Origin of the sequence: Coralloluteibacterium thermophilum (assembly GCF_042654365.1) — a bacterium.
GTDB lineage: Bacteria > Pseudomonadota > Gammaproteobacteria > Xanthomonadales > Xanthomonadaceae > Coralloluteibacterium > Coralloluteibacterium thermophilum.
In genome coordinates this window covers 53991-69002 of record NZ_JBHSGG010000025.1, presented here as the reverse complement: position 1 = coordinate 69002, position 15012 = coordinate 53991, and the positions used below count along the sequence as shown (strand labels likewise).

Annotated in this window: 18 protein-coding genes; 10 read left to right on the top strand and 8 right to left on the bottom strand. The window is 72.5% G+C overall.

The window, feature by feature from the left end:
* Window positions 1-21 precede the first annotated feature (21 nt).
* Genes ACFO3Q_RS09395 through ACFO3Q_RS09385 form a run of 3 tightly spaced genes read left to right on the top strand, consistent with a single transcriptional unit; the run spans window position 22 to window position 1647 of the window.
* Window positions 22-150 (top strand): hypothetical protein, encoded by a 129-nt coding sequence (locus ACFO3Q_RS09395; RefSeq protein ID WP_377004413.1) that lies wholly within the window; start codon window positions 22-24, stop codon window positions 148-150.
* Window positions 147-728, top strand: a complete 582-nt coding sequence (locus ACFO3Q_RS09390) for a cytochrome c oxidase assembly protein (protein WP_377004412.1) — start codon at window positions 147-149, stop codon at window positions 726-728. The genes ACFO3Q_RS09395 and ACFO3Q_RS09390 overlap by 4 nt, the downstream gene beginning before the upstream one ends.
* Window positions 729-771: 43 nt before the next feature.
* Entirely contained in the window at window positions 772-1647 is an 876-nt protein-coding gene (locus ACFO3Q_RS09385) for a cytochrome c oxidase subunit 3 (RefSeq protein WP_377004411.1), read from the top strand.
* Window positions 1648-1731: 84 nt separating this feature from the next.
* Here ACFO3Q_RS09385 and ACFO3Q_RS09380 read toward each other — a convergent pair whose 3' ends face one another.
* On the bottom strand, window positions 1732-1938 hold the full coding sequence (locus tag ACFO3Q_RS09380; protein WP_377004410.1) for a twin transmembrane helix small protein: 207 nt from the start codon (window positions 1936-1938) through the stop codon (window positions 1732-1734).
* A gap of 54 nt (window positions 1939-1992) precedes the next feature.
* On the opposite strand from ACFO3Q_RS09380, the gene ACFO3Q_RS09375 reads away from it, so the two are divergent.
* The 4 genes from ACFO3Q_RS09375 to cyoE are packed head-to-tail and all read left to right on the top strand — an operon-like array spanning window position 1993 to window position 5419.
* Window positions 1993-2733: an SURF1 family protein gene (locus ACFO3Q_RS09375; protein WP_377004409.1), complete on the top strand. Its 741-nt coding sequence runs from the start codon at window positions 1993-1995 to the stop codon at window positions 2731-2733.
* Entirely contained in the window at window positions 2730-3323 is a 594-nt protein-coding gene (locus tag ACFO3Q_RS09370) for a hypothetical protein (RefSeq protein WP_377004408.1), read from the top strand. The genes ACFO3Q_RS09375 and ACFO3Q_RS09370 overlap by 4 nt, the downstream gene beginning before the upstream one ends.
* A 36-nt stretch (window positions 3324-3359) precedes the next feature.
* Complete coding sequence (locus tag ACFO3Q_RS09365) at window positions 3360-4484, top strand: COX15/CtaA family protein (RefSeq protein WP_377004407.1); 1125 nt, start codon at window positions 3360-3362, stop codon at window positions 4482-4484.
* Window positions 4485-4498: 14 nt separating this feature from the next.
* Window positions 4499-5419, top strand: coding sequence for a heme o synthase (gene cyoE / locus ACFO3Q_RS09360; protein ID WP_377004406.1), 921 nt, complete (start codon window positions 4499-4501; stop codon window positions 5417-5419).
* Window positions 5420-5431: 12 nt separating this feature from the next.
* Here the strand turns inward: cyoE and ACFO3Q_RS09355 are convergent, their stop codons facing one another.
* The 6 genes from ACFO3Q_RS09355 to rpsU form a co-directional block, all read right to left on the bottom strand.
* Entirely contained in the window at window positions 5432-6412 is a 981-nt protein-coding gene (locus ACFO3Q_RS09355) for a bile acid:sodium symporter family protein (protein WP_377004405.1), read from the bottom strand.
* Between the two features lie 8 nt (window positions 6413-6420).
* Window positions 6421-8403: a S9 family peptidase gene (locus ACFO3Q_RS09350; protein ID WP_377004404.1), complete on the bottom strand. Its 1983-nt coding sequence runs from the start codon at window positions 8401-8403 to the stop codon at window positions 6421-6423.
* A gap of 64 nt (window positions 8404-8467) precedes the next feature.
* A complete protein-coding gene (gene dnaG / locus ACFO3Q_RS09345; protein WP_377004403.1) occupies window positions 8468-10207 on the bottom strand; it encodes a DNA primase in 1740 nt (579 codons plus the stop codon).
* 141 nt (window positions 10208-10348) lie between these two features.
* Window positions 10349-11206 (bottom strand): YihY/virulence factor BrkB family protein, encoded by an 858-nt coding sequence (locus ACFO3Q_RS09340; RefSeq protein WP_377004402.1) that lies wholly within the window; start codon window positions 11204-11206, stop codon window positions 10349-10351.
* A gap of 124 nt (window positions 11207-11330) precedes the next feature.
* On the bottom strand, window positions 11331-11777 hold the full coding sequence (locus tag ACFO3Q_RS09335; protein WP_377004401.1) for a GatB/YqeY domain-containing protein: 447 nt from the start codon (window positions 11775-11777) through the stop codon (window positions 11331-11333).
* Between the two features lie 120 nt (window positions 11778-11897).
* Window positions 11898-12113, bottom strand: a complete 216-nt coding sequence (gene rpsU / locus ACFO3Q_RS09330; protein WP_377004400.1) for a 30S ribosomal protein S21 — start codon at window positions 12111-12113, stop codon at window positions 11898-11900.
* A gap of 134 nt (window positions 12114-12247) precedes the next feature.
* On the opposite strand from rpsU, the gene tsaD reads away from it, so the two are divergent.
* The 3 genes from tsaD (at window position 12248) to folK (ending at window position 14220) form a co-directional block, all read left to right on the top strand.
* Window positions 12248-13285, top strand: a complete 1038-nt coding sequence (gene tsaD, locus ACFO3Q_RS09325; RefSeq protein ID WP_377004399.1) for a tRNA (adenosine(37)-N6)-threonylcarbamoyltransferase complex transferase subunit TsaD — start codon at window positions 12248-12250, stop codon at window positions 13283-13285.
* A gap of 81 nt (window positions 13286-13366) precedes the next feature.
* Window positions 13367-13729, top strand: a complete 363-nt coding sequence (gene folB / locus ACFO3Q_RS09320) for a dihydroneopterin aldolase (RefSeq protein ID WP_377004398.1) — start codon at window positions 13367-13369, stop codon at window positions 13727-13729.
* A 2-nt stretch (window positions 13730-13731) separates the two neighbouring features.
* Window positions 13732-14220: a 2-amino-4-hydroxy-6-hydroxymethyldihydropteridine diphosphokinase gene (gene folK / locus ACFO3Q_RS09315; protein ID WP_377004397.1), complete on the top strand. Its 489-nt coding sequence runs from the start codon at window positions 13732-13734 to the stop codon at window positions 14218-14220.
* Between the two features lie 15 nt (window positions 14221-14235).
* Here the strand turns inward: folK and ACFO3Q_RS09310 are convergent, their stop codons facing one another.
* Window positions 14236-14973 (bottom strand): pteridine reductase, encoded by a 738-nt coding sequence (locus ACFO3Q_RS09310; RefSeq protein WP_377004396.1) that lies wholly within the window; start codon window positions 14971-14973, stop codon window positions 14236-14238.
* Window positions 14974-15012: the final 39 nt, after the last annotated feature.

Genomic DNA, 15012 nt, shown 5'->3' with positions numbered 1-15012 from the left:
GGGCGCGGCCGCCACCGGACCATGACCCGCGACCCGCGCCAGTTCGATCCCGCATCCCGCCGCTCCGGCGTCCGCCGGACCGTGCTGGTGGTGGCCGCGGTCGCGGTGGCGATCTATCTCGTGGCGATCCTGAGGACCTTCCTGGCATGAGCACCGGCGCCCGCTCCATCCTCAAGACCTCCCTCATCGTGGCGGTGGTGGCCTTCTTCGGCACCTTCGGGCTGAGCAAGCTCTACTGGATCGCCTGCGAGAAGCTGTTCGGCATCAAGCTCGAGCAGGGTCCCGCCGGCGAGCTGCACATCGCCGGCATGCAGGTCGACGTCAGCCGCACCGTCACCGTGGAGTTCGACGGCAGCGTCAACTCGCGGCTGCCCTGGGAGTTCAGGCCGGCCGAGGTGCGCATGCAGGTGCATCCGGGGCAGATCTACGAGACGCACTACGTTGCGCGCAACGTGTCCAACGCGCCGATCGTGGGCAACGCGGTACCGTCGGTGGCGCCGTCGGACTCGTCGACCTTCTTCAACAAGACCGAATGCTTCTGCTTCACGGAGCAGCTCCTGGCGCCCGGCGAGGCCAAGGACATGCCGGTCCGCTTCATCGTCGACCCGGCGCTGCCGAAGGGCGTGAGCACGCTCACGCTGTCCTACACCTTCTATCCCAACGATGCGGCCACGGCGCGGATGACGGCGGCACTGCAGGCCGAGCTGCCGCACCCCGCCGCGCCCTGACGCGACGCCACCCTCAAACGTTACAACGATCCGGATTTCCACCATGGCTCACGCAAGCACCGGCCCCAACGCCTACTACGTCCCCGCCAAGAGCATCTGGCCGCTGTTCGGGTCCGCCGCGGTGATGGTGGCGCTCGCCGGCGCGGCGGCCTGGCTGAACGACTACAGCTGGGGTCCGCTGACCTTCGCCGCGGGCATGGCCCTGGTGATCGTGATGTTCTTCGGCTGGTTCGCCGCGGTCATCCGCGAGTCGGTGGGCGGCAACTACAGCAAGCAGGTGGACGTCTCGTTCCGCATGGGCATGCTGTGGTTCATCTTCTCGGAGATCATGTTCTTCGCGGCGTTCTTCGGCGCCCTGTTCTACGCCCGCGCGCTGAGCGTGCCGTGGCTGGGCGGCGCCGGCAGCGGCGAGGTGACCAACGTGCTGCTGTGGAGCGCTTTCGACGCCGGCTGGCCGACCGCCGGCCCGGAGCAGATCGGTGGCGAGTTCCAGACCATCCCGGCCTGGGGCCTGCCGCTGCTCAACACCCTGATCCTGCTGACCTCGGGCGTGACCATCACCATGGCGCACCACGCCCTCAAGGCGGGTCAGCGGACCAAGCTGCTGGTCACCCTCGGCGCGACGATCCTGCTCGGCCTGGTGTTCCTGTTCTTCCAGGCCGAGGAGTACGTCCACGCCTACCGCGACCTGAACCTCACCCTGGGTTCCGGCATCTACGGCTCGACCTTCTTCATGCTCACCGGCTTCCACGGCCTGCACGTGCTGCTGGGCACGATCATGCTGATCGTCATGTGGTTCCGCTGCTACAAGGGCCACTTCACCAAGGACAACCACTTCGGGTTCGAGGCGACGGCCTGGTACTGGCACTTCGTCGACGTGGTCTGGCTCGGCCTGTTCCTGTTCGTCTACGTCGTCTAAGGCGCAGGATCCGACGCGGGCGCGGCAGGACCACCTGCCCCGCCCGCGTTTTCGCGTACTGCGGGACGGCGTCCCGCAGCAGGCTCAGCCGCCGATGCCGTGCGGCTCGATGATGCCGGTGGCGATGCCCAGCACGACCAGGACGATGAGCGCGATCGACAGCGCGATGCGGCGGGTCAGCGCCTTCACGGTGCGGGTGGTGGTGCCCTTGTCCACCAGCATGTAGTAGAGCCCCGCGCCCAGGTTCCACAGGATGAGCGCGAGAAACGCAACGATGAGCAAGGTCTTCATGCGCAACTCCGACGCACCGTGGGAAAGCGCGATTATCCTCCAGCGCCCGCGGCCATGACCATGCGACGCCCGCGGCTCGTGCATCTGGCGTTGTGGGTGTTCGCCCTCGCGCTGACGGCGGGCTTCGCCACGCTCGGGCTGTGGCAGTACGGCCGGGGCGCGGAGAAGGAGGCCCTGCTGGCGCAGAGCGAGCGCGTGCTGGCCGAACGGGACGCGGTCGATCTCGCGGCCGCCGCGGGCGAAGCCGGAGGCGATCTCGCCTGGGCCCGCGGGCGCGGGCGCTTCCTCGACCGGCCGCCGGTGCTGCTGGACAACCAGCTCCGCGATGGCGTCGGCGGCGTCCGCGCCTACCGGGCCTTCCAGCCGCAGGACGGCGCCACCGCCGTGCTGGTGGACCTGGGCTGGTTCGCCCTGCCGGACCGCAGCCGGCTGCCCGAGGTGCCGGCGCCCGACCGCCCGCTGGACCTGGAGGGCCTGCTCGCGCCGCCGCCGTCCGCGGGCATCGCCATGGGCGCGCCCTTCGAGCAGGCGCCCGGCGGCGCGCTGCTGGCCCTGCGCATGGACATGCCCGCCCTGTCCGAGGCGCTCGACGTGCCGCTGGCCCCGCGCGTGCTGCGCCCGGACCCGGAGCGTGCAATCGAGGGGCTGGCGACCGGCACGCGCGATCTCATGCTCCTGCCGAATACCCTTCCCCCCGAACGCCACCGCGGCTACGCGCTGCAGTGGTTCGCGCTGGCCGCGACGACCCTCGTCGTCGCGCTGGTGCTCGGCCTGCGTCGAGGTGCTTCCCGATGAACCGTACTCCCCCCGTCGCGCCCGCCCCGCCGGACGGCCGCAACGTCCGCGCCGCGCGCCGCGTGATGCTGATCCTGTTCGCGCTGTTCTTCGGTGGCGCGCTCGTCGCCGGCCTGCTGCGCTTCTCCGGCTGGCAGCCGGGCGGCAGCAAGGCGCACGGCACGCTGCTGCAGCCGGCGGTGGACCTCCGCGACGCGCCCGCGCAGGGTGCCGACGGCGAACCCCATCCCTGGGCGCCGGCCGAGCGGGTCTGGCGGGTCGCGGTGCTGCTCCCGCCGGGCCCCTGCGACGGCGAATGCGAGACCCTGGCCGCGGGCGTGGGCAAGGTCTGGGAACTGATGGGCCACCGCGCCGACAAGGTGGAGGTGCTCTGGGCCGGCGCGCTGCCGGCCGCGGGCGCCCCGGCGCGCGCCTTCGTGCAGGTCGAGGCGCCCGATGCCTGGCGCGAGCGCCTGCCGCCTGCCGCCGCCGACGATCCGATGCCGACCTACGTGATCGACCCGAGCGGCTTCGTCGTCCTCCACTACCCGACCGGCTTCGACATCGCCGGCCTGCGCGCCGACCTGGCGACCCTGCTCAAGCTGAAGTAACGGCGCCGCGGCGCCGGCAAGGACATCGACCGCACCATGTACAAGCACACCCACCGCATCGCCTGGTTCGCGCTGGCGCTCGCCCTCGTGGTGATCGTGTTCGGCGCTTTCGTGCGGCTGTCGGACGCAGGCCTGTCCTGCCCCGACTGGCCGACCTGCTACGGCCGCGCCACCTGGCCGACGCAGGAGGCGCACTTCGCGCATGCCGAGCAGAACTTCGCGCGGCCGGTCGAGTCGCACAAGGCCTGGCGCGAGCAGGTGCACCGCCACCTCGCTGCCCTGCTCGGCGTGGGCGTGCTCGCACTGGCCCTGCTCGCCGCGCGCCGGCGCCGCTTCGGCATCGCCACCATCCTCGGGGCGAGCCTGATGGTCGCCGTTGCGATCCCGCTCTACATGCAGGGGCAGCACGTCGCCGCGAGCGTGCTCGCGGCGCTGGCCGAGGTCCTGCTGCTGCTCGCGGCCTGGCGCTGGAGCAACCAGGATCTCTCGCGGGTGGCCACGCTCCTGCTGGCGGTCATCATCTTCCAGGCCCTGCTCGGCATGTGGACGGTCACCTGGCTGCTGAAGCCCGTGGTGGTCATGGCCCACCTGCTGGGCGGGCTCGCCACGTTCTCGCTGCTGGCCTTCCTGGCGTGGCGGGCGACGCCGGACGCGCCGCTGGTGCATTCGGATGCGCCGCGCCTGCGCGGGTTGCTGGGCATCGGCCTGGTGCTGCTGGTGGTGCAGATCGCGCTCGGCGGCTGGACCAGCGCGAACTACGCGGCGCTGGCCTGCGGCACCGACTTCCCGACCTGCCTGGGCCAGTGGTGGCCCGCCGCGGACTGGCGCGAGGGCTTCGTGCTCTGGCGCGGCATCGGCGTGGACTACGAAGGCGGCGTGCTCGACGGCGAGGCGCGGGTGGCGATCCAGATGGCCCACCGGCTGATGGCGGTGGTGGTCTTCGGCCACCTGCTCGCGGTGGCCCTGCGCCTGTGGCGCACCACCGGCCTGCGCCACTGGGGCGTGACCCTCGGCGTGCTGCTGATCGCGCAGGTCGCGCTGGGCATCAGCAACGTGCACTTCGGCCTGCCGCTGGCCGTGGCCGTGGCGCACAACGCCGGCGCGGTGCTGCTGCTGTTCGTGCTGGTCACCCTGCTCACGCGCCTGCGCGTGCCCTCGTGAGCGGAGCCGTGCCCGTGCCCTCGACCGCCCGCCAGTACTGGCAACTGACCAAGCCGCGCGTGGTCGCGCTGATCGTGTTCACCGCCATCGTGGGCATGCTGCTGGCGACGCCGGGCCTGCCGCCGTGGCGCGCGGTGGTGTTCGGCACGCTCGGCATCTGGCTGGCCGCGGCCTCGGCGGCGGCCATCAACCAGATCCTCGACGCGCGCATCGACGCGGTGATGGCGCGCACCTCCTGGCGGCCGCTGCCGACCGGCTCGCTGACCGTCGCCCAGGCGCTGGCCTTCGCGGTGGTCCTGGCGGTGCTATCGATGGCGATCCTGGTCTGGCAGGTGAACCTCATCACCGCGGTGCTGACCTTCGCCTCGCTGATCGGCTACGCCATCGTCTACACGGTGTGGCTCAAGCGCGCGACGCCGCAGAACATCGTGATCGGCGGCATCGCCGGCGCGGCGCCGCCCGTGCTCGGCTGGTCGGCGGTGACCGGCTGGGTCGAGCCCTGGGGCGTGCATCCGCACTCCCTGCTGCTGTGCCTGATCATCTTCGTGTGGACGCCGCCGCACTTCTGGGCGCTGGCGATCTTCCGCCGCGAGGACTACGCCCGCGCCATGATTCCCATGCTGCCGGTCACCCACGGCGTCACCTACACGCGCTGGCAGATCCTGTTCTACACCGTGCTGCTGGTCATCGTGACCCTGCTGCCCTTCGTCACCGGCATGAGCGGGCTGTTCTACCTCGGCGGGGCGCTGGTGCTGGGCCTGGTGTTCCTGTGGATGGCGGTGCGGCTGATGAACCCGCCGGACGAGTTCTACGCCATGCGCACCTTCAACTACTCGGTGGTCTACCTGATGGCGCTGTTCGCCTTCCTGCTGGTCGACCACTGGGTCATGCCGGTGCCGCCGCCGCCGGGGCTGGAGTTCCAGCGCGTCGGCTGAGCCGCCCGCGCCTCAGGGCGCGGACGGCGCCGTCCGCGCGTAGCGCTGTGCGAGCACGGCGCAGACCACCAGCTGGATCTGGTGGAACAGCATGATCGGCAGCACGATGGCGCCGAGTCCGCCGCCGGCGAAGAGGATCTTGGCCATCGGCGCGCCGGTCGCCAGGCTCTTCTTCGAGCCGCAGAAGACGATGGCGATCTCGTCGGCGCGATCGAAGCCCAGCCGGCGCGCGGCGAAGGTCAGCACCGTCATCACCACCGCCAGGAGCAGGCAGGCGACCAGGGTCAGCGCCAGCAGCGCCGACGGCGGCGTCTCCCGCCACAGGCCCTCCACCACCGACGCGCTGAAGGCGGCGTAGACCACGAGCAGGATCGTGCCCTGGTCGGTGAAGCGCAGGACGCCCGCGCTGCGCTCGATCCAGCCGCGCAGCCAGGGCCGCAGCAGGTGGCCGGCGACGAAGGGCAGCAGGAGCAGCAGCATGATCTTGCCGATGGCGCCGAGCGGATCGCCGCCCGCGCCCTCCGCACCCACCAGGAGCAGCATGAGCAGCGGCGTCAGCACCACCCCGAGCAGGCTGGACGCCGACGCCGCGCAGACCGCGGCGGCGACGTTGCCGCCCGCCATCGAGGTGAAGGCGATGGAAGACTGCACCGTCGAGGGCAGCGCGCACAGGAACAGCACGCCGACGTAGAGCTCCGGCGTGATGAGCGTGCCGGACAGCGGCCGCAGCGCGAGGCCGAGCAGCGGGAACAGCACGAAGGTCGCCGCCACGATGGCCAGGTGCAGGCGCCAGTGCAGCAGGCCCGCCACCAGCGCTTCCCTTGGCAGGCGCGCGCCGTGCAGGAAGAACAGCGCCGCGATGGCGACGCTGGTCGCCGCATCCACCGCGCGCGCCGTCGCCCCCTCCACGGGGAGCAGCGACGCGAGCGCGACCGTCGCGACCAGCGCCAGGGTGAACCGGTCCACCCGGAGCCGGGCGAGGACGCGGGCCACGCCCACGGTCAGACGTCCCCGTCGAGCAGGTGGCGCTGCCAGAACAGCACGGTCGCGGCGTTGAAGTAGTCGGCGTTGGTCTTCTTGCGGAAGCCGTGGCCCTCGTCCTCGAACAGCAGGTACCACACCTCGCCGCCGTTGCCGCGCACGCGCTCGACGATCTGCTCGGCCTCCGAGGCCGGTACCCGCGGGTCGTTAGCGCCCTGGGCGACGAACAGCGGGCTCCGGATGCGCGCGGCGTTGGCGAGCGGCGAAATGCGTTCGAGGAAGGCGCGCATCTCCGGATCGCGCTCGTCGCCGTACTCGGCGCGGCGCAGGTCGCGGCGATAGCTCTCGGTGTTGGTGAGGAAGGTCACGAAGTCGGAGATGCCGACGATGTCGACGCCCGCGCGCAGGCGGTCGCCGAAGTGGATCATCGACGCGAGCACCATGTAGCCGCCGTAGCTGCCGCCGTACACGCCGACCCGTTCCGGGTCGAGTTCGGGGCGGGTCGCGATCCAGTCGAGCAGGGCGCCGATGTCGCGCACCGAATCCTCGCGCAGCATGCCGTTGTCGAGCTGGAGGTAGGTCTTGCCGTAGCCGGCCGAGCCGCGCACGTTCGGCACCAGCACGGCGATGCCGAGTTCGTTCACCAGGTGCTGGATCGACGGGTTGAAGGTCGGCAGGGCCTGCGCCTCGGGGCCGCCATGGATGTTGACGACCACCGGCAGTCGCGTACCCGCGGGCACCTCGGCGGGGCGGTAGTAGAAGGCCGGGATGGTGCGCGGCGCGCCGTCGACGCTGTCGAAGGTGGGATAGCGCACCAGCTCCGGCGTCACGAAGCGGTCGGTGTCCAGGCCCCCGACCTCGCTCCGCGTCCAGGCCACCAGGCTGCCCGCGGCCAGGTCGAGCACGTGCACGTCGCTCGGCGCGGTGGGCGTGTTCAGGGTCAGGGCGAGGCGGCTGCCGTCGGGGCTGAAGTCGCCCAGGCCGACGACGCCGAGCGGCAGCGCGGGCACCGGGATCTCGCGGTGCTCGGGCAGAGCCAGCACGCGCAGCCGACCGATGCCGTCCTCGTTGGCCACGTAGGCCAGGTGGCGGCCGTCGGCGGCGATGCGGAAGTCCTGCACGTCCCAGGGCACGTGCGCGCTGAGGATCTCCATCCGGCCGCTGGCGGTGTCGTGGAAGCGCAGCTGGCGGAACTCGCTGGTGCGTCCGTCCACGTCCTCGTCGGAGACGTAGTACACGCCGCGGCCGTCGGGCGCGTAGGTCATGCCGGCGATCGAGGCGGTCCCGCCCGCGACCGGGAACATGCGCAGCCGGCCGGTCTCCAGGTCGACCTCGCCGGGGCGGCTGTCGTTGATCGAGACGTAGCGCGAGACCAGCAGCCGGCGCCCGTCGGGCGAGAAGCCGCTGGCGCGCCAGCTCCCGCCCTCGGTGACGACCGGGCGTGCGTCGCCGGTGCGCATGTCGCGCACCCACACGTCGCTGTCGGTGCCGTTGCGTGCGGTGCTGCTCCAGGCGAGCTGCCGGCCGTCGCGCGACCACAGCGCGCCGGCGTTGCGGCTGCGGCCGCCGTCGGTCAGCAGGGTGGTCTCGCGGGTACCGAGGTCGTAGGCCATCAACTGCCAGAACTCCGAGCCGCCCACGTCCTTGCCGAACACGAAGACGTCGGGCCCGGACGCGGGCGCGACCGCCGCGCCCTGCACGGGCTCGCGGTAGAAGGTGAGCTGTTCGCGCATGCCCAGCGGCGCGGCGACGCGGTGGATCTGGCTGGTCTCGCCGAAGCGGGTGGCGACGAGCATGCCGCCGTCGCGGGTCCAGCCGACGAAGCTGGCGCCGCGGGTGTTCTGGTAGCGCTCCAGGCGCTCGACCAGGTCGGCCGGGATCTCCGGCACGTTCTCGGTGATGCGTGCGCCGACCTGCTTCCGCTCGACGGCGGGTGCGGATTCGGCGGGCAGGCCCGCGGCGGCCAGCAGGCCGGCGAGCAGGACGGTGGCGGTACGGCGCATCGGATCCCCCGGTATCGACGGAACCCCCGAGGGTACGTGCCGCCGCCGCGCGCGGCCAGCCGCTTCAGCGGCCGCGGTGGCGCTGCAGTTCGCGCAGTTCGCGCTTCTCGTCCTCGTCGATGCCGCTCAGGCCCACCTCGCGCACGCGCGCGTGCAGTTCGTCGATGCGTTGCTGCACGGTCTGGCGGTCGAGCTGGGCGAGGGCGTCGGCGAACTCCAGGCGCAGCAGCTTCTCGTCGCCGGGCAGTTCCTGCACCGCGAGCTTCTGCAGGGGCGCCTCCTCCGGCCTGCCCTGGAAGTGTTCGAGCAGGGCGCCGGTGCTGATGCCGGGGCGCTCGCGGGCCAGGTGCAGCAGTTCGACCAGGAGCGGCACGCCGGGCTGGCGCAGGCCGGCGAACGGGTAGGGCGGCTCGACCTCCCCGGCCAGTGCCGGGCGGTGCAGCAGCAGGGCGATGGCGCTGCGCACCAGGCTGCGCCGCGGTGCGGGCGCGGCCGGCGCGCGGCGCGGCGCTGCGGCCGCGGGCTGCTGCGGTGCCGGCGCCGCGACGGCGAGGCCGGTGATCTCGCCCAGCCGCTGCTTCATGAGGTCGCCGAAGGCGCCGTCCGGGATCTGCGCCAGCAGCGGACGCGCGCGCTCGGCGAGGCGGGCCTTGCCGTCGAGGGTGCCCAGGTTGATCTCGCGGGACAGTTCGGCGAACAGGAACTCCGACAGCGGCGTCGCCGCCTTGAGCCGCTGCTCGAAGCCGCCGGCGCCCTCCTTGCGGACGATGCTGTCGGGGTCCTCGCCGTCGGGCAGGAACAGGAAGAAGGCCTGGCGCCCGTCGCGCATGCGCGGCAGCACCGCCTCCAGCGCCTTCCAGGCGGCGCCGCGTCCGGCGCGGTCGCCGTCGAAGCAGAACACCACGTCGCCCGCATTGCGGAACAGCAGCTCGGCATGGTCGCCGGTGGTCGCGGTGCCGAGCGTCGCCACCGCGGTGGTCACGCCGTACTGCGCCAGGGCGACCACGTCCATGTAGCCCTCGACCACCACCAGCTGGGCGATCTTCGCGTGCGCCTGCCTGACCTGCCACAGGCCGTAGAGCTCGCGGCCCTTGTGGAACAGCGGCGTCTCCGGCGAGTTCAGGTACTTCGGCCCGTCGTCCTTCTCGAGCACCCGCCCGCCGAAGGCGATGGGACGCCCGCGCCGGTCGTGGATGGGGAAGATCACGCGGTCGCGGAACTTGTCGTACACGCGGCCCTTGTCGTTGCGCGAGAGCAGGCCGACGCGCTCGAGCAGCTGCAGGCGCTGGGGATCGCCGCCGAGCGCCTCGCGCAGGGCGTCCCAGCCTTCCGGCGCGTAGCCGATGGCGTAGCGGGCGCGGACCTCGGCGTCGACGCCGCGGCGGTCGAGGTAGCGGCGCGCCCGGTCCGACAGCGCCAGCTGGTGCTGGAAGAAGGCCGCCGCCGCCGCGGTGGTCCCGAGCATGGCGTCGAACTCGCCGCGGTCGCGGTCCTGCGCGCGCGCCTCGCGCGGCACTTCGAGGCCCGCGCGCTTGGCCAGCTCGTCGACCGCGTCGAGGAACTCGAGGCGGTCGTACTCCATCAGGAAGCGCAGCGCGGTGCCGTGCGCGCCGCAGCCGAAGCAGTGATAGAACTGCTTGGTCGGGCTGACCGTGAAGCTCGGCGAACGCTCGTTGTGGAAGGGACAGCAGGCCGTGTATTCGCGGCCGGCACGCTTGAGCGGCACCCGCGCGGCGATCAGCTCGACGATGTCGGTGCGCGCGAGCAGCTCGTCGAGGAACGCGTCGGGGATACGGCCGGCCATCGGGCAATGATAGGGCCTGCGGTTGGGTGGCAGGTGGGGGCGGTCGGAGTTCGGGCTGGGGCTTGGGCTTGGGCTTGGGCTTGGGGCGGGAAGCGGGAAGCGGGAAGCGGGAAGCGGGAAGCGGGCAGGGAACTGGGGGCGTCAGTGCAGTGCCTTCGGGGCGGGGCGGCGCAGGCGGTGCTGCAGGATCGAGGTGGCGAGCGCGCCGATGTAGAACACCGCGCCGGCGTAGTAGATCCACAGCAGCATGATCACCACGCCGCCGGCCGGGCCGTAGACCGAGCCGAGCGTGCTGCGGCCGAGGTAGAGGCCGATGCCGATCCGTCCGAGGGTGACCAGCAGGGCCGTGGCGAAGCCGCCCAGCAGGCTGAGCCGCCAGTCCAGCACGCGGTCCGGCAGCAGGTGGTAGATCGCTGCGAAGGCGAGGGCGTAGACGACCAGGGTGAAGCCCGTGGCGACGGTCGGCCACAGGCTGGGAATGCCGGCGAAGACGAGCTGCAGCAGCGCCTGCGCGATCATGGAGACGATCAGCAGGAACGACAGCGAGAACACGATCCCGAACGAGATCACCCGCTTGCGCAGCCAGGCCAGCATGCCGGCCAGGACCTCGCCGTCGGCCGCGAAGATGCGGTTGAGCGTGGTCTGCAGCTGGGCGAAGACGATGGAGGCGCCGAACAGCAGGGTGCCGATGCTGATCCAGCCCGCCAGCGAGCCCAGCGTCGGCTGCGCCTCCGCGTTGCGGACCACCATGCGCGCCGTGCTCTCGGCCTCGGGGCCGGCGAGGATCTGGATCTGGCGGAAGAACTCCTCCTGCGCCGGCGGATACAGCGACGCCGTGATCCACAGCACGATGACCACCAGGGGCGCCAGCGACAGCAGGGCGTAGAAGGCCAGCGCGGCCGCGTGCGAGAGCAGTTCGTACTCGCCGAAGCGCGTGGCGAACTCGCCCATCGGGCTGCGCCGGAACCAGTCGCCGCAGGCGCGGGCGCGGTCCCGCAATGATTCCCATCGTGCCGCCATCGCCACTCCCCTCACGGACCTGGGGACAGCGTGGCGGACCGGGCGACAAGGGCGCGTCGCTCCGCGCCGGGCGCCCGCCGCGGGCGGGCGCGCTACCGCGGCGTCAGCCGGCCAGGCGCGCCTTGACCCGCTGCGAGACCGCGCCCATGTCGGCGCGGCCCGCGGCAGCGGCCTTCACCGCCGCCATGACCTTGCCCATCGCCTGCGGCCCGGCGGTGCCGGCCTCGGCGATGGCGGCGTCGATCAGTGCATCCAGCTCGGCGTCGCCGAGCGGCTCGGGGAGGTAGCCCTGGATCACGGCGAGCTCGGCGCGCTCGACCCCGGCCAGGTCCTCGCGGCCGGCGGCCTCGTACTGGGCGATCGAGTCCTTGCGCTGCTTCACCATCTTCTCGAGCACGGCCAGGACCTGCGCGTCGTCGAGCGCGATGCGCTCGTCGACCTCGCGCTGCTTGATCGCCGCGTTGATCAGGCGGATGACGCCCAGGCGATCCTTCTCGCCCGCCTTCATCGCGGCCTTCATGTCGTCGGTGAGGCGCTGCTTCATGGACATGGGGAATCTCCGGCCGGGGGTGGAAGCACAAGAAGCCGGCAACGCTTGCGCGTGCCGGCTTCTCGAAGCGCTACGCAGCGGCAGCCCGGACCTTGCCGGACCGCGCGCGAAGCCGCTGGATCAGTACTGGCGCTGGCGCTTGGTGACGTCGCGCGAGACGCGACGCAGGTGGCGCTTCACCGCGGCGGCAGCCTTGCGCTTGCGCTCCTGGGTCGGCTTCTCGTAGAACTCGCGCTTGCGGGTCTCGGCAATGATGCCGGCCTTCTCGCAGGTGCGCTTGAAGCGACGGAGGGCGAATTCGAAGGGCTCGTTCTCGCGGACTTTGACGTTCGGCATGAGTATGTGTTCGGTTCGGGTGTTTCGCCCGTAGGATGCGGGCGAGCCGGCTATGATAGCGACCCCACGCGCCCGGTTCAACCGCGGCGCGGTCGCCCTGTCCCGGGCCGTCTCCTGCCTCCTCCGGACCCCCCATGATCGTTCTCGGCATCGAAAGCTCCTGCGACGAGACCGGCGTCGCCGTCTACGACACCGCCCGCGGGCTGCGCGCGCACGCGGTCTACAGCCAGGTCGCCCTGCACGCCGAGTACGGCGGCGTGGTGCCGGAGCTGGCCAGCCGCGACCACGTGCGCAAGCTGCTGCCGCTGGTCCGGCAGACCCTCGACGAGGCGGGCATTGCGCTGCGCGAGGTCGAGGGCGTCGCCTACACCGCCGGGCCGGGCCTGGTGGGCGCGCTGCTGGTCGGCGCCGGCGTCGCGCGCGCCCTCGCGTGGGCGCTGGAGGTCCCGGCCATCGGCGTGCACCACATGGAGGGACACCTGCTGGCGCCGCTGATGCGCATCGACGGCGAGGCGGCGATGGCCGCGCCGCCGGCCCCGCCCTTCGTGGCCCTGCTGGTGTCGGGCGGCCACACCCAGCTGGTGCACGTGGAGGCCATCGGCCGCTACCGTCTGCTCGGCGAGACCCTGGACGACGCCGCCGGCGAGGCCTTCGACAAGACCGCCAAGCTCATGGGCCTGCCCTATCCGGGCGGGCCGGAGCTCGCCCGGCTGGCGGGCGAGGGCAGGCCGGAGCGCTTCCGCTTCGCGCGGCCGATGACCGACCGCCCCGGGCTCGACTTCAGCTTCTCCGGCCTCAAGACCCAGGTGCTGCTCGCCTGGCAGCGGAGCGACGGCAGCGCGGCCACGCGCGCCGACATCGCGCGCGGGTTCGAGGACGCGGTGGTCGAGACGCTTGCGATCAAGTGCCTGCGCGCGGTCGAGGCGACCGACGTGGACACCCTGGTGGTGGCCGGGGGCGTCGGCGCCAACCTGCGCCTGCGCGCGGCCCTCGACGCGGCGATGCGCGCGCGCGGCGGCCGTGTGTGCTTCCCGCCGCCGGCGCTGTGCACCGACAACGGCGCGATGATCGCCTTCGCCGGCGCCCTGCGCCTGGAGGCGGGGCAGCACGCGGACGCCGCGGTGCAGGTGCGGCCGCGCTGGGACATGACCGCCCTGCCCGCCGTGGCCTGATCCGCCGCGTCGCGGCCTGCACGTACACTCTCCGCCCCCGCCGCCGCGGCGGGTCGTGTCGGCCTTCGTGAGGGTGGGTGTATGGATGTGGTGTTCATCGAGGATCTGCGGATCGAGACGGTCATCGGGATCTACGACTGGGAGCGGACCATCCGCCAGACGGTCGCGATCGATCTCGAGATGGCCTTCGACAACACGGTCCCCGCCGCCACCGACGCCATCGGCGACACCCTCGACTACAAGGCCGTGGCGAAGCGCCTCATCGCCTTCGTGGAGGCGTCCGAATTCGGCCTGGTGGAGACCCTGGCCGAGCGCTGCGCGGCCATCGTGCGCGAGGAGTTCGGCGTGTCCTGGCTGCGGCTCAGGCTGTCCAAGCCGGGCGCGGTCACCGGCTCGAAGGCGGTGGGCGTGATCATCGAGCGCGGCACGCGCGCGGGCGCCTGACGATGGCCGTCGCCTGGCTCAGCCTCGGCAGCAACGTGGCGCCGGAGCACCACCTGCGCGCCGGCGTGGCGGCGCTGCGCGAGGCCTTCGGCACGGTCGAGGTGTCGCCCGTCTACCGCAGCGCGGCCGTCGGCTTCGAGGGCGATCCCTTCCTCAACGCCGCCGCGCGGATCGAGACCGCCCTGGATCCGGTCGCGCTCGACGCGCGCCTGCACGCCATCGAGGACGCGCACGGCCGTCGCCGCGACGTGCCGCGCTTCTCCAGCCGCAGCCTGGACATCGACCTGCTGCTCTACGACGACCGCGTCCTGCGCGGGCCGGGCCACCTCGAACTGCCCCGGCCGGACCTCGCCGGGCAGGCCTTCGTGCTCGGCCCGATGGTCGACCTGGCACCCGGGCTCGTGCATCCGACCCTGGGTCGCACGCTCGCCGCGCTGTGGGCGGAGATGGGCGGGCACGACCGCCTGCAGCGGATCGACCTGGTCCTCTGACGACGGCGGTGCCGCTCAGGCGGTGAGCGCCCGTCCGCCGTCCACGCGCACGACCTGCCCGGTGACGAAGGGCGCGCGCAGCAGCCACGCCACCGCGTCGGCGATGTCCTCCGGGCTTCCGCGGCGGCCGAGCGCGGTGCGCGCGAGGATGGCCTCGCGGTCGCCGCTGCCGCTCTCGCCGTCCGGCCAGAGGATCGCCCCGGGCGCTACCGCGTTCACCCGCACCTCGGGCGCGAGCGCGCCCGCCAGCCCCTGGGTGATGGCGACCAGCGCGGCCTTGGAGGCGGAGTAGGCGATGGCGTCGGGCCGCGGCTGCGCCGCGTAGACGTCGGCGACGTTCACGATCGCACCGCGCTGCGCGCGCAGGAAGGGCGCGGCCGCACGCGCGAGCAGGAAGGGCGCGCGCGCATTGACCGCGAACTGCGCGTCGAACAGCGCCGCGTCGCTGGCCTCCAGCGGCGCCACGGCGAACGCGGAGGCGTTGTTGACCAGCGCGTCCAGCCGGCCCAGCCGCGCCTGCGCCTCCGCCACCAGCCGCTCGCAGGCCTGCGGCTCGCGCAGGTCCGCCTGCAGCGCAACCGCGCTGCCGGGGCGCGCGGCCTCGAACGCCGCGAGCAGCGCGTCGAGCTCGGGACCGGGGCGGCGGTAGTGCAGGGCGAGCGCGTGGCCGTCGGCATGCAGGCGGCGCGCGATCGCCGCGCCGATGCGACGTGCGGCGCCGGTGACGAGGGCGACGGGAGCGGTGAAGGCCATGCGCCGCATTGTGCCGTGTCGCCGAGCTCGCGTGCCGCG

What these genes read in the sequence shown, in the direction of transcription:
- ACFO3Q_RS09370 (WP_377004408.1), top strand. Translation starts at nt 2,730, where the DNA reads ATGAACCGTACTCCCCCCGTCGCGCCCGCCCCGCCGGACGGCCGCAAC.
- ACFO3Q_RS09365 (WP_377004407.1), top strand. Translation starts at nt 3,360, where the DNA reads ATGTACAAGCACACCCACCGCATCGCCTGGTTCGCGCTGGCGCTCGCC.
- tsaD (WP_377004399.1), top strand. Translation starts at nt 12,248, where the DNA reads ATGATCGTTCTCGGCATCGAAAGCTCCTGCGACGAGACCGGCGTCGCC.
- ACFO3Q_RS09350 (WP_377004404.1), bottom strand. Translation starts at nt 8,403, where the DNA reads ATGCGCCGTACCGCCACCGTCCTGCTCGCCGGCCTGCTGGCCGCCGCG.
- dnaG (WP_377004403.1), bottom strand. Translation starts at nt 10,207, where the DNA reads ATGGCCGGCCGTATCCCCGACGCGTTCCTCGACGAGCTGCTCGCGCGC.
- ACFO3Q_RS09380 (WP_377004410.1), bottom strand. Translation starts at nt 1,938, where the DNA reads ATGAAGACCTTGCTCATCGTTGCGTTTCTCGCGCTCATCCTGTGGAAC.
- ACFO3Q_RS09395 (WP_377004413.1), top strand. Translation starts at nt 22, where the DNA reads ATGACCCGCGACCCGCGCCAGTTCGATCCCGCATCCCGCCGCTCCGGC.
- ACFO3Q_RS09375 (WP_377004409.1), top strand. Translation starts at nt 1,993, where the DNA reads ATGACCATGCGACGCCCGCGGCTCGTGCATCTGGCGTTGTGGGTGTTC.
- folK (WP_377004397.1), top strand. Translation starts at nt 13,732, where the DNA reads ATGGCCGTCGCCTGGCTCAGCCTCGGCAGCAACGTGGCGCCGGAGCAC.
- ACFO3Q_RS09310 (WP_377004396.1), bottom strand. Translation starts at nt 14,973, where the DNA reads ATGGCCTTCACCGCTCCCGTCGCCCTCGTCACCGGCGCCGCACGTCGC.
- folB (WP_377004398.1), top strand. Translation starts at nt 13,367, where the DNA reads ATGGATGTGGTGTTCATCGAGGATCTGCGGATCGAGACGGTCATCGGG.
- ACFO3Q_RS09385 (WP_377004411.1), top strand. Translation starts at nt 772, where the DNA reads ATGGCTCACGCAAGCACCGGCCCCAACGCCTACTACGTCCCCGCCAAG.
- rpsU (WP_377004400.1), bottom strand. Translation starts at nt 12,113, where the DNA reads ATGCCGAACGTCAAAGTCCGCGAGAACGAGCCCTTCGAATTCGCCCTC.
- ACFO3Q_RS09390 (WP_377004412.1), top strand. Translation starts at nt 147, where the DNA reads ATGAGCACCGGCGCCCGCTCCATCCTCAAGACCTCCCTCATCGTGGCG.
- ACFO3Q_RS09335 (WP_377004401.1), bottom strand. Translation starts at nt 11,777, where the DNA reads ATGTCCATGAAGCAGCGCCTCACCGACGACATGAAGGCCGCGATGAAG.